Source organism: Amycolatopsis alba DSM 44262 (genome assembly GCF_000384215.1).
GTDB lineage: Bacteria > Actinomycetota > Actinomycetes > Mycobacteriales > Pseudonocardiaceae > Amycolatopsis > Amycolatopsis alba.
The window spans coordinates 922,176-935,239 of record NZ_KB913032.1 but is presented as its reverse complement, the minus strand read 5'-3'; the positions used below and the strand labels follow the sequence as shown (position 1 = coordinate 935,239).

The following is a 13,064-nucleotide window of genomic DNA, read 5'->3' as shown; positions in this document are numbered from 1 at the left end:
TTCCGGTGCCAGGTCGACGAAATTGCTTCGAGTGGTTCGGTGGCCGCCGGGTTTTGTCAGGTTCGCTCAGCTGCTCGCGGTTTCTGTCAGAAATGCGCCGGAGAATGTCCCGTCGGCCGAGCGGGCGAGTCATTTCTGTACTGTGGACAGTCGTTGTACGTCGAAAGGACGTGCTCATCCAGGGGCGACCGGGCCTCGCCGGTCGTAGAGATCCTCGCCGAGCCAGCGGACGATCCCGCTGTCGTTCACCAGCGGCGGCGCGGCGGTGAAGTTGCTTTCGTCGTCGATGCTGCCGCTGCCGTCGTACCGAGCCCGTTCCGGATAGGCGAACACCGGCCTGGTGCGCGCGTTTCCTTGCCTGCCATGGCCTTCCGCGATGGTCCGGTCCGGCGCGCGCCCGGTCTCGACCCAGTGCACGAGCTCGGGGAACGCGTCGTGCCGGGTGAGCAGTTCGCCGCCGCCGCAGTGGTACAGGGTGGGCACCAGGAAGAGGCGGGCGAAGGACCGCGTGTTCTCCAGGCCGCCGTTCCGCTGGGCCAGGCGTGCGTAGTAGTCGATCACCATCGAAGGTGGCACACCCTGGTCGGCCCAGCCGTGCTCGATCACGAGCCTGCCTCCGGCGCGGTGGAACTCGGTCAGGTCCAGGCCGAGGGCGTTGATCTTGACGCTTTCCGGTACGAGCCGTTCATAGTCGCCGACGGTGAAGCCGAACCCGGCGAGTGACGAATGTGGTGTGCCGATGGGGAAATCCAGGTATCGGAGGTGATTCTCCGCGAGAACCGCACTGGTTCCTGAATCGCCTTGTCCAAACCAATCCGGCCAGCCGAGTTCGCCACCGAAAGGTTGACGTCCGGGGAACAGCCGACGGCCCTGTCCGTCGGTCGGACCGGCGTAAAGCCGCTGTGCCGCTTCGGTCTGCGCGGCGGTCAGGCAGTTTCTCCTGGCGGAGCCCGGCTCGCATCGAATGGTGGCCGGATCGAACTCGCACAGCCGCGGATCTTCGAGCTGGCCGTCGATCAGCCCGTCGAGACCGTCGCACGCCCCGAGTACCGCTTCGTGCAGGACGCCGGCCGCGGTCGCGTCGATGATCGGCCCGCCGGACGCGCCGGTATTGGACCGGACCAGCCAGGTCTGGTAGATCCCGCCGAGCTGGAGGATCGAGATCGCCGGTGACGACGCGAGGACGCCGTCGAAGTCGCGGGGATAACGCTGGGCGAGCAGCATTCCTTCGCGTCCGCCGTTGGAACATCCCCGGAAGTAGGACTTCTTCGGCGGGGTGCCGTAGTAGGCGGTGATGATTTGCTTGGCCACCAGCGAAAGGACATGCGGCGCGCGGAAGGCGAAGTCGTCGCGTGCGGCCTGATCGCGCAAGGCCCAGCTGCCGTCCATCGCCGGTCCGGCGTGACCGTCGTCGGTCGCCGCGACGGCCGCGTCGCCGGTGTCCTCCCCGCAGCCGACGACGGCGGGGGAAGACACCTCGCCGCAGAATCCTCCGCAGCCGTACTGCAGGTAGCGACCGCCGTAGGTGCGGACGGGCAAGGCGAGCCGGAAAGTGACGGCCGGTGCGATCCGGCCGGTCACCTCGCACCGTTCCGGCCCGGAAGACCGGACGGTCGCGGAGGTGACTTTTGCGGTCGCACCGGGGATGTCGTAGGCCCTGACCAGCGCCTGGCAGTCCCGGACCGGGGCTTCCGCGACCGTGGCGGGAGCGCACGCGGCCAGTACGGCGAGGGTGAACACGGGGGCGAGCACCCGGCCCGCTCTCTTTCCCTTGCCCGCGTTACCCATACACTTGCCCGGTCATGGCCGGGGTGATCGGCGACTTGGCGGCGATGACCACTTGGGCGACAATGGAGTCGGACGTTAAGGAAGCCTGGGACAAGTGAACCGGATGGCACGGAACATGCGAGGTTTGGACGGCGCTGAATCCCCGCGTTCGGCCGAGCCGACGCGGCCTCGGCTGGCCGAGGCGATCGAGGAGATCATCGCGGAGCTCGACGACCGTGAGCTCACGTTGTGCCGGGATCGCATCCTCTCCACCCAGCCTGCCACCCTCGCCCAGATCGGGGAACGCATCCGGGTGTCGCGGGAACGGGCGGGCCAGCTCGACAACCAGGTCAGGCGGCGGCTGCGCGAGGCGTTCGAGAACTCCGCGCTGATCTCGGAAACGACGCGCTGGGTGTGCGACAGCGTGACCCATGTCGCCGACGTCCACCGCCTCATCGTCGTCCGCCCGGAGATCCGGACCCCGGTCCCGAGCGTCGGCATTTCGGCGTTGAAAGCGCTTGCGGCGGTGTTCGGCCGGTTCGAGATGCGCGGCGAATGGGTGCTCGCGCCGACAGCCGAGAACGCCGTGCGCACGGTGGCGAAGCTTCTGGAGGCCAACGCCTCTCCCGAGGGCGTCGTCCCGATCACGGTGGCGTCCGCCGCGATGCGGGTCTCCGACGAGGAGGCCGCCCGGTGGCTCACCCACCGCGGTTACACCATCCGCGGCGCGCACGTGCTCACGAAGACCTCCTCCATCGAGGATCACGCCGCCGCGCTGCTCGGTATCGCCGGGACGCCGATGACCCTGGAAGCCATCCGCGCGCAACTGATCCCGAAGCGCACCGACGCCGCCGTCCGCAACGCCCTGGTGGCCGACACCCGCTTCCTGAAGTCGGACCGGACGGCGTGGGCGCTGAGCCGCTGGGGCCTGCCCGAATACGTGCCGATCCGGCGTCAGATCGCCAAGCTGATCACCGAGAACGGCGGTTCCCTCGAACTCGCCACCCTGATCGAGTCCATCCGGTCCCGGTACGACGTCAGCGAGGCGAGCGTCCGCACCTACGCCTCCGCCGGGGAGTTCGTGCAGCGGGACAACGTCGTGTCGTTCCGCGGCACGACGGATTCGCGGGGCAAGAGCCCGCAGAACACCGGGCGGGTGTTCCGCGAAGGCGACATCGTGCGCTTCCGGCTGAAGATCAACAACCAGCACGTGCGCGGCTCCGGGTTCAGCCTGCCGTCGGCGCTGGCGACCCTGCTCGGCGTCGGCCCGAACTCGGCGAAGACCTTCCAGAGCAGGCTGGGACCGCAGGAGGTGACCTGGGCGTCGGTCCAGGCCAGGTCCGGCACCATCAAACGGTTCATCGACGAGCTGGGGCTGCAGGCCGGGGACCTGGTCTTCCTGGAGTTCCGGGCGGGCGGGGAGTTCGACGTGAAGCGGACTCCGCCGCCCGGCCGCGGGGTGCGCGCGGCGCTGGCGATGACCGGCCATTCGAACTCGGACGACCCCGCGCTGGATCAGGACGCCGTCGTGGCCGAGCTCGCCCACGCCGTGTGGCTGGACACCGACGCCGGCCTCGACGACATCCGTGGCGTGCTGACCCGGCGCCGCGAGCTCGACATCCTGGAGATGGTGGACAGCGCGGCCTGACCGGCCGGGGATCAGCGACCGCAACGGCACCTCGAGGCCCGTCCGTCGAACAGCGCCTCGTCGATGAGGCGGCGCAACGGCACGGCCATCTTCAGTTCGTGCCGTGCCGCGAGCCGCATCGTGCCCGGTGGTCCGGCGTGCGCGCCGACGGCATGCCGGGCGCCGGATCCGCTCCCGCCTGCCGCCGCCGGGCAGGCGTGGAGGCCGATCGCGGAGGACATGCCGCCTTCGGCCGAACCGGTGATGAGGTGGATGCAGACCGCGGGCAGCTCCGCCGCGAAATAGCGCAGGAAGTCCTCGTCGTTGTCCCCGCCGGAACTGATCACCGCGCGTAACTGAGGCCACGGTGGCGCACCGTCCGCCCCTCGCGCGTCGAGGAGCCGGGTGAGGTGCCGCGGCCGGGAGGCGAACACGGTGACCCCGTGCGACGGCGCGGTGTGCAACCAGTCACGGTCGGAAAACTGGGATGTCCGGTTCAGTGACAGGCCGGCTCCGGTGAGGAAGCTCGCCACGATGACGGTGATCGATTTGCGCGAGGCCATCGAATCGGTGGACGCGACGACATCGTCTTCGGAGAGGTCGAATCGTTCGGCCATCTCCAGCGCGCCCGCCACTATCGCTTCGTGCGGCACGAAAGCGCAATCGCCGGTCTCGTCGACGAAGAAGACGACTCCGGCGCAAGCCGCCTTTTCGCCCGAATCGCGCAGACAGTGGACGAGGGTGAAATCCGGGGCGCCGGGAACGGTACGGGACTCGCAGTCGCACTCGTTCAGGACGTCTTCCAGAAGGTACGCGTCCGCGTCGTGCGTCACCACGTACCCTGCGCCGGAATCCTCGATCATCTTCTTTGTCTGCAACGGGTTGTCGAGCACGTCGAGCAGAACCGGCGTCGCGTCCAGCCTGGCCAGTGCCAGCACCGTGACCAGATATTCGTACCCCGAACGGATATAGACGGCCACGAGGTCCCGCGGCGCCACCCCCGCGGCGGCCAGCGCGTCGACGAAGAAATCGACGGAATCATTGAGGCAGTAATAGTCCGAAAAGTAACCATCACCGACAATGGCAGGATGATCCGGCCATTGGTCCACTGATTCGCATAATACTTGGTCAATAGTTTTCTGCGTCATTCACGATCCCCCCAAGATCTTGGAGCAATTCCCCCATTGTCCCCGGTAAAACGCTCTCGATGCTAGCGACAGCGGACATGTCCGTCAGGGCAAATATCCGGACAGGTCGCCGCATTCGGACATTCTACCTGTGACGTACGACACAGGTAGGCCTACCTGATGTGAGTCCACCAGGATAGTCTAGGTATTCGCAAGTGACTTCTGGGAGGATGTCGATGACGGTCGGCGAGGTCAGGTCAAGCCGGTTACTCGGTGCACAGGAAGGAATCCTCTTCGCACAGCAGCTCGTGCCCGAGAGCCCGATCTTCAACATCGGGCAGGTCGTCTGGTTCGACCGGCGCCTCGACGCGCGGCTGCTCGACGAAGCGGTGCGCATCGCGATCTCCGAATCCGACGTTCTCCTCGCGTCCCTCACCGCGGACGACGGCGGGGCACGCTGGGAATCGGCCGGGGCACCACGCGAGCTTCCGACGGCCGTCCACGACCACAGCGGCGACGCCACGCCCCGGCGGTCGGCTCTCGCGCGGATGCACGACGACCTCGCGACACCGCGCGAGCTGAGCGGCCGGGATCTCGTCGGCAGCGCGTACCACGTGCTCGGGGAGGACTCCAGCGCCTGGTTCTTCCGCGCGCACCACGTCCTTCTCGACGCCTACGGCCTGATGCTCGTTTCCCGCCGGGTGGCCGAGCTGTACACCGCCCTCGCCGGAGGGAAGCCGCCCCGGCCCCGCTGGTTCGGCACCTTCGACGACCTGGTGGCCGAGGAAGCGGCCACCCGCGACGGCCAGGCCGGGAGCCGGGAGTTCTGGATCGGCAAGGTGGACGGCCGGTCGGCGCAGCGGGTCCAGGGGACCCGCAGGTCCGAAGGCGCGCACGACTATCTCCGGCCGCCCCTGCGCCGGACGGTGACCCTCGGCGAGACCGTGCGGGACAGACTCAAGCAGTGCGCGGCCGAGCACAAACTGACCTGGGGCGACGTCGTCATCGCCGGCTGGGGGACCTACCTCGCCAAGATCACCGGCAGCACGCACGTGGTGCCGGGGCTGCCGCTGATGTGCCGCTCCACCCCGGCCGCCCTGCGCACCCCGGCGGTCAAGGTCAACATCCTGCCGCTGCACATCGACGTCGACGAGTCCGCGACGGTGGCCGAAACCCTCCGCCGGTTCGCCGACGAGGTCGCGCTCGCGCGCACCCATCAGGGCTACCGCCGGGAGCACATCGCACGGGAGGCCGGACTGGTCGGCACGGACGGCAGGCTGTCCGGCTCACAGGTCAACATCAAGGCTTTCGACTACCACCTGGCGTTCGGCGACGTCACGGGCGTGCAGCAGGGACTGTCCACCGGACCGGTCGACGATCTTTCGCTGTCCGCGTACTTCGACGCGACGCACGGGCTGCGGTTCGACCTCGACGCGAACGGCTCGACCTTCGACGGCCCCTCGGTCGACAGGCACCTCGGCCGGTTCGCCGCGTACTTCGCCGAGTTCGTGACCGCGGCGTCCGACCGGAAGCTCGGCACCGTGCGGGTGGCGACGGAGGCCGACCGCCGCCAGGTCACCGGAGACTGGAACCTCGGGCCGCGGCCCAGCGGTCCCGGCACCCTGATCTCGTTGCTGGACGCGCAGTTCCGCGCCGCGGCGGCAGACCCCGCCGTGGTGTTCCGCGGCGAGACCATGACCTACGCCGAGCTCGACGCGGCCGCCAACCGGCTGAGCCGGGAACTGCTCGCCGCGGGGATCGGGCCGGGTACCAGGGTGGCCGTCGCGCTGCCGCGTTCGCACGGGCTGATCGTGGCGCTGGTCGCGGTGATCCGGACCGGCGCGGCCTACGTCCCGGTGGACACCGCCTATCCCGGCGACCGGATCCGGTACATGCTCGAGAACTCCGGCGCGCGGCGTGTCGTCGCCTCGAAGGATTCCTTGGCACAGCTCGGGGAAAGTGTCCCGGATGACATGCGTGACGCCGTGCTCGTCGTGGACGATCCGGCGACGAAGGCGCGGGTGGCCGCCCGGTCCGCGGATCCCGTTCCCGACGCCGAACGGGGTGGGCCGGTCCTGCCGCAGGCCCCCGCGTACGTCATCTACACCTCGGGCACGACGGGCCGTCCGAAGGGGGTCGTCCTCTCCCACCGGTCGATCGTCAACCGGCTGCTCTGGGGCCAGGCGCAGCTTTTCGCGCTCTCACACCGGGACAGGGTGTTGCAGAAGGCGCCGATCAGCTTCGACGTCTCGGTCACCGAGATCTTCGGCACGATGGCCGCCGGCGCGACGATCGTGCTGGCCGAACCGGGGGCGCACGGCGATCCGGCCCATCTGTTCGAGCTCATGCGGGACGAGCAGGTCACGCTGACCAACTTCGTGCCGTCGATGCTGCAGGCTTTCCTGGAGTCCGGGCCGGATCCGTCCCGGCTCGCCGTCCGCGCCGTCGTGTGCTCGGGTGAGGCGCTGAGCCGGAAGCTGTCCGCGGAACTCGGCGACCGGTTCGGCATCGCGGCCTGGAACACCTATGGCCCCACCGAAACCGGGGAGGTCACCTATCACCGGGTCGACCTGGTCGGTCCCGGACCGGAAGGCGGGATCGAACCGCTCGGCCGGTTCGGCGCGAACTGCGGCGGCTACATCCTCGACCGGTTCCTGCAGCCTGTCCCGGCCGGGGTGCCGGGGGAGCTGTACCTGACGGGACCGCAGCTGGCCAACGGTTACCACGGCAGGCCGGGGCTGACCGCGGGCAGGTTCGTCGCCGATCCGTTCGGTGCGCCCGGCGAGCGCATGTACCGCACCGGCGACCTGGCCCAGTGGTCCGAACACGGCACCATCCTCTATCTCGGCCGCAACGACGACCAGATCAAGATCCGCGGGTTCCGGGTCGAACTCGCCGAGATCGCGGCCGTGATCGGGGCCGCCGCCGGGGTCGGGAACTGTGTCGTGGTCCCGAAAACCGCGCCGAGCGGGGCGCTGGTCCTGGTCGCCTACCTCGTCGCCGGTCCGGGCGCGGCGGTGGTGGACCTGCCTGCCGCGGCCAGGGACGCCGCGCGGGAGAACCTGCCCGATCACATGGTCCCGTCGTTCTTCGTGACCGTGGACCGCATCCCGATGACGCCCAACGGCAAACTCGACAGGCGTGCGTTGCCGGAGCCGGACTTCGAGGTGGTGGAGGGAAGCCGTCCGGCGGAGACCGACGCGGAAAGGCGGGTCGTGAAGGCGTTCGAGGAGGTGCTCGGCCTGTCGAAGATCGGCGCCGACGACGACTTCTTCCAGCTCGGCGGGCATTCGCTGCTGGCGACCAGGCTCGTCACCAGGCTCAGCGAGGAGTTCGCGGTGAAGGTCTCGATCCGCGTGGTGTTCGACAACCCGACCGTGTCGCAGCTCGCGGCCGCACTGGACTGAGCCGGTTCCGGCCGGGAGCGTTCGGCTCCCGGCCGGAAGCGCTTCATGCGGAACCCGTCCGCGCCGGCGATCCGCGCTTGATCCCGACGGTGTCGAGCATCAGCAGGCAGGGGCCGGTCATGGCGGTCGCGACCAGCGCCATGATCACCATGGCGAGGAACAGGGGAGCGGTCAGGATCCCCGCGCTGAACCCGACCTTCAGCACGATGAGCTCGGTGAGGCCGCGGGTGTTCATCAGCACCCCGGCCCGTGCCGCCTCACGACGACGGCTGCCGCCGAGCCGCGCGCCGAGGTACCCGCCGCCGAGCTTGCCGACGACGCCGAGCGCGACGGTCAGCGCGATGAGCGGCCACTGCGCGGCGTGGAAGCCGGACGTGAGCACGGTGACCCCGGTGACCACGAAGAACACCGGTACGAGCGTGCGGCCGGCACTGGTCACCGACGCCACGGGGACCCGCCACGGAGTGTCCGCGCCCGCCGGGACGGCCAGTCCGAGCACGACGGCTCCGAAGACCGCGGTCAGCCCGCCGTGTTCGAAGGCGAGGGCCGCGGCGATGGCGGCGACGCCCAGCGCCACGGCGACCACGCGCGGCGCCCTGGTCGCCAGCCGGGTCGCGGCCGGGGTTCGCAGCACCCGTCGCAGCGCCAACGCGCCCAGTACCCCGGCGACCAGGACGGCCGTCGAGCGGAGCAGCCCGGCCAGGCTGCCCGACGCCAGGCCGACGGCCACGGACAGCAGCAGCCAGCCCGCGACGTCGATGAGGATCGCGGAGACCATGGCGAGCCTGCCGATCAGCGAGTCGAGCAGACCGTGGTCGGCGAGGATCCTGGCCAGCACCGGGACCGCGGTGATCGACATCGCCACCGCGACCATCAGCAGGAAGGCGGGAAACGGGGCGTGACCGCGCACCACGGGATCGTCCTGCGCCACGATCCAGGCGACGAGCAGCCCGCCGGTCAGCAGCGGCGGCACGAAAGCGCAGACGGCCAGCCAGCCCGAAGCCTTCCTGCCCGGTCGCCGGTCGCCCAGCCGGAGCTTGTGCGCGACACCGATGAGGAACAGCGCGAGACCCGCTTCGGCGATGAGTTTGAGCAGGTCGAGCACTCGCTGGGGGAGCAGGTCCCCGAGCGTGCCGTCGCCGAACAGCGCGACCACCACGGGGCCGGCGAACAGTCCCGCGACGATCTCGCCGATGACTTCCGGCTGCCGCAGTGCCTTCGCCGTCACGCGTCCCAGCCAGGCCAGCGCCAGGATGGCGGCCAGCGCGGCCACCACATGCACTGTCAGCAAGGCGACTTCCCCCGCGTGCCCGCCATTCCGGGCTCGGCCCAGTTGGCTTCGACGAAGGCCAGCGCGTCGTCGTGGGTGGCGTCTTCGAGTACCGGCCGCCAGCCTGCCGGGATCCCGGCGAACACCGGCCACAGCGAATACTGCGCGTCTTCGTTCACCAGGACGTGGAAGGTCCCGTGGGTGTCGTCGAACGGGTTGGTCATCTCAAGTCCCCTCATGACCTGGAATGGGAACGGCGGCCGCGCGAGGATTCCCGCGCGGCCGCCGGGACAAGGACGGTCAGGCGGGGACCACCGCGGGTTCCGCCCAGCCGAGGCCGTCTTCGGTCGGAACCAGGCCGTCGGGCAGCAACGGCGGTTCGACCAGCGCCTCGCCCGCCACACCCCGTGCCTGGATGGCGTTCATCTCCTCCATGACCTCGCGCACGACCGGCGTGCCGAACAGGTGGTTCATCCGCTGCCCGGAATCGGTCTCCATGCCGCCGGTGCGCTCGGCGGCCTCCGCCATCTGACGCGTCGACTGCTCGAACCGTTCCGCGACCTCGTTCGGATCGGTCAGGACACGCTCGTGGGAGAAACCACCGGCGACCAGCGACACAAAGGACTCGAAAGAGGACTCGGACAGGTTCGTCACCTTCCTCGCTTGCCAGAAGTAGGAGTCTTCCGCCTGCTCCATGTTGTAGAAGGAGGACAGGAACTCGTAGAAGACGGAGTACTCCCGACGGTACCGGCCTTCGAACTCGGCGAAGGCGCGAGACTCGTCGACGTTCCCTTCGAACACGCTGTTGATGGACCGCGCGGCGAGCACACCGGCGTAGGTGGCGAGGTGGACGCCGGTGGAGAAGACCGGGTCGATGAAGCACGCGGCGTCACCGACGAGCACGATACCGGGGGCGTGGAACTTCGTGTTCGCGTAGGAATAGTCCTTACGGATGCGGATCTCCCCGTACATGCTGTCGTCGTTCACCCGTGTCGCGGTGGTCAGCATGTCCTTGACGTAGGAGCTCTTGCCGATGAACCGCATGAGCGCCGCTTCGCGATCGCCCTGGATCTGTGCCACGTGCTCCCGGCTGATCACCGCGCCGACACTGGTCAGCCCGTCGGTCAGCGGGATGTACCACAGCCAGCCCTCGCCGAACGCCTCGCAGAGGATGTTGCCGCTGTTCGACCCCGGAAGGCGGCCGCCGCCCTCGAAATAGCCGAACACGGCGACGTTCTTGAAATGCTCGGAGTACTGACGTTCGCCCCCGGTGGCCTTCCACAGGCTGCTGCGGTTCCCGGACGCGTCGATCACGTAGCGCGCGGAGATCTCGTGCTCGTTCCCGTCGGCGTCGCGATAGGTCACGCCGCGCACGGCTTCCTCGTCGCGCACCGCGGCGATGACCTCGCTCCGTTCACGCACGTCGACCCCGGAAGCGGCGGCGTGCTTGAGCAGGATGTCGTCGAACTTCGCCCGTTCCACCTGATAGGCGTGCGAAGTCGGGCCGGAGAACTCCGGCGAGATCGAGAACAGGAAGTTCCAGGGGACCGGGTTGGTGCCCCAGCGGAAACTGCCGCCCCGTTTGTACATGAACCCGGCGGCCTCCATCTCCTTTTCCACGCCGAGCAGACGGCAGATCCCGTGCACCGTCGAGGGCAGCAGCGATTCGCCGATCTGGTAGCGCGGGAACTGCTCCTTTTCGAGAAGGACGACCGAGCGTCCGCGCCGCGCCAGCAGTGTCGCGGCGGTGGAGCCGCCTGGTCCGCCGCCGACCACGACGACGTCAACGTTTTCCGTACGAGTTTCCATCTGGCCAGCCTCTTCCGGTATTGGTTAGTGAACGGTTTCGACGCCGGACTGCGCGTCTTCCCCGGTGATCGCGGTGGCCCACGCGCCGACCGTCGGTTCGGTCGCCAGGGTCACGAAGTCGGCGCCTTCGATGCCCTCCGCCCGCCATTTCTCGACCAGGGACATCAGCCGGATGGAATCCAGCCCGGCGTCCCGCAAATTGACGTCCGCGCGGATCTCGTCGACGCCGACGCCCATGGCCTCGGCGATGTCCGCCGTCATCTGCTCATGACTTATCTTCGACATGGTTCCCATCTCATTGAAGGTCGCCGGGGCGACGTGACTGCCTTGACGGAGAAGGCCGGGTCAACCGCGAAGTTCCTCGCGGAGTGCTTTCCTGCTCGCTTTCCCGACACCGGTCTTCGGGAAGTCGGGCACGATCCTGAGCTCGTCCGGGAGTTTCCAATCGGCCAAGCCGCGTTCCCTGCCGAAAGCGCGCAGTTCGCCGAGAGTCGGCTTCGCGTCGGCTTCGGAGAGAACGACGAACACGCAGGTGCGTTCGCCCAGCGCGGGATCGGTCATGCCGACCGCGAGCAGATCCTTGACCGACGGGTGCCCGCGCAGCTGCCCTTCGAGTTCCTCCGGCGACACCTTTTCGCCTGCCCGGTTGATGAAGTCGCCGGAGCGCCCCACCACGCTCAGGTTGCCGTCCGGGCGGACGCGCACGATGTCTCCCGTGCGGTACCAGCCGTTTTCGGTGAAGGAACGCCGGTTCGCCGCTTCGTTGCGGTAGTAGCCGCGAATCGTGTACGGCCCCCTGGTGAGCAGCCTGCCCGGCTCGCCGGGCGGCACCTCCCGGTCGAACTCGTCGACGACCAGCATCTCGTCGAATTCGGACATCGGGCGCCCCTGCGTGGTCGTCAAGACCTCGGCTTCGTCGTCCAGCCGGGTGTAACAGACCAGCCCCTCGGCCATCCCGAACACCTGTTGCACGGTGGCCCCGAGCGCGGGGGTGACACGGGCGGCGAGTTCGTCCGGGCAACGGGCGCCCCCGATCTGCAGCACCCGGAGCGAGCCGATGTCCGGATCCGCCAGGCGTTCGGCGGTCTCGACCCAGAGCCGGGCCAGCGGCGGCACCAGGCCGGTGATGGTCGTCCCGGTCTCCCGGATGAAGGAAAAAGCGGCCGACGGGCTGGGATCCCGGCTGAGCGCGACCGTCCCGCCCGCCCAGAGCGTGCCGAGAATGCCCGGCGAGCTGAGGGTGAAGTTGTGCGCTGCCGGAAGCGCGGCGAAGTAGACCGCCGACGCGTCGAGGCGGCAGATCTCCGCGCTGCGCCGGACACTGTAGAGGTAGTCGTCGTGCGTGCGCGGGATGAGTTTCGGGATTCCCGTGCTGCCACCGGAAAGCTGGAGCAAGGCGATCGCGCCCGCGCTCGGTCCCGGCAGGGATCCGGGAGTCAGGAACAGGTCTTCACCCGCGTCGGTCTTCGCGGTTCCCGGCCCGACGGTGATCACGTGCCGCACCGAGGGGGTTTCCCGGCGGACCCGTTGTGCGAGGCCGACGAAGTCGTATCCGGCCCCGTGCGAGGGCACGATGACGGCGACGGCTTCGGTGGCCGCGGCGTTCGCGGCCATTTCCGCGTGCCGGTGCGCCGGGAGTCCCATGACCGGTATCGCGCCGAGACGGAACAGTGCGAAGAGGACTTCGACGAACTCCACACTGTTCTGCAGGTGCAGGAGCACCCGGTCCGACGGCGCGATGCCCAGCGCGCGCAGGCCGGTCGCCAGCGACGAGGCGGCGGTGTCGAGCTCGGCGTAGGTCAGCCGCCGGTCCTGGTCGCGGACCGCGCACCGGTCGCCGTGCGCGGCCGCCCGTTCGGCCAGCGATTGCCCGAAAGTCTGCCCTGTCCAGCATCCCGCGTCGCGATAGCGGACGACGTCTTCGGCCGGCCAAGGCACGTGCTCGGCGTCGTGCGGCATGCCGCCCCCATTTCCTTGTGGATCAAGAGATTCGTGCGATACGCGGTCCCCGTGCCGCCTCCCCGGACTCTACCCGGATCATTAATATCATGATAGTC

9 protein-coding genes are annotated in these 13,064 nt (G+C 68.9%); 2 read left to right on the top strand and 7 right to left on the bottom strand.

The window, feature by feature from the left end:
• Positions 1–174 precede the first annotated feature (174 nt).
• Positions 175–1,788 (bottom strand): tannase/feruloyl esterase family alpha/beta hydrolase, encoded by a 1,614-nt coding sequence (locus AMYAL_RS0104130; RefSeq protein WP_143267619.1) that lies wholly within the window; start codon positions 1,786–1,788, stop codon positions 175–177.
• A gap of 124 nt (positions 1,789–1,912) precedes the next feature.
• Between AMYAL_RS0104130 and AMYAL_RS0104120 the strand changes: the two genes are divergently transcribed.
• Positions 1,913–3,415 (top strand): sigma-70 family RNA polymerase sigma factor, encoded by a 1,503-nt coding sequence (locus AMYAL_RS0104120; RefSeq protein ID WP_143267618.1) that lies wholly within the window; start codon positions 1,913–1,915, stop codon positions 3,413–3,415.
• Between the two features lie 11 nt (positions 3,416–3,426).
• On the opposite strand, the gene AMYAL_RS0104115 is transcribed toward AMYAL_RS0104120, so the two are convergent.
• Positions 3,427–4,503, bottom strand: a complete 1,077-nt coding sequence (locus tag AMYAL_RS0104115; RefSeq protein ID WP_020630042.1) for an AMP-binding protein — start codon at positions 4,501–4,503, stop codon at positions 3,427–3,429.
• Between the two features lie 254 nt (positions 4,504–4,757).
• Here AMYAL_RS0104115 and AMYAL_RS45590 point away from each other — a divergent pair, with 254 nt between their 5' ends.
• Positions 4,758–7,928, top strand: coding sequence for a non-ribosomal peptide synthetase (locus AMYAL_RS45590; RefSeq protein ID WP_020630041.1), 3,171 nt, complete (start codon positions 4,758–4,760; stop codon positions 7,926–7,928).
• A gap of 43 nt (positions 7,929–7,971) precedes the next feature.
• Here AMYAL_RS45590 and AMYAL_RS0104105 read toward each other — a convergent pair whose 3' ends face one another.
• The 5 genes from AMYAL_RS0104105 to AMYAL_RS0104085 form a co-directional block, all read right to left on the bottom strand.
• A complete protein-coding gene (locus tag AMYAL_RS0104105; RefSeq protein ID WP_245193374.1) occupies positions 7,972–9,210 on the bottom strand; it encodes a cation:proton antiporter domain-containing protein in 1,239 nt (412 codons plus the stop codon).
• Between the two features lie 2 nt (positions 9,211–9,212).
• The gene (locus AMYAL_RS0104100) at positions 9,213–9,422 is read right to left on the bottom strand and encodes an MbtH family protein (protein WP_020630039.1); all 210 of its coding nucleotides are present in this window, start codon (positions 9,420–9,422) and stop codon (positions 9,213–9,215) included.
• Positions 9,423–9,498: 76 nt separating this feature from the next.
• Positions 9,499–11,007, bottom strand: a complete 1,509-nt coding sequence (locus tag AMYAL_RS0104095) for a tryptophan 7-halogenase (RefSeq protein ID WP_020630038.1) — start codon at positions 11,005–11,007, stop codon at positions 9,499–9,501.
• Between the two features lie 24 nt (positions 11,008–11,031).
• Positions 11,032–11,292: a phosphopantetheine-binding protein gene (locus AMYAL_RS0104090; protein WP_209447225.1), complete on the bottom strand. Its 261-nt coding sequence runs from the start codon at positions 11,290–11,292 to the stop codon at positions 11,032–11,034.
• A gap of 60 nt (positions 11,293–11,352) precedes the next feature.
• Entirely contained in the window at positions 11,353–12,966 is a 1,614-nt protein-coding gene (locus tag AMYAL_RS0104085) for a (2,3-dihydroxybenzoyl)adenylate synthase (RefSeq protein ID WP_020630036.1), read from the bottom strand.
• Between the last annotated feature and the right edge of the window lie 98 nt (positions 12,967–13,064).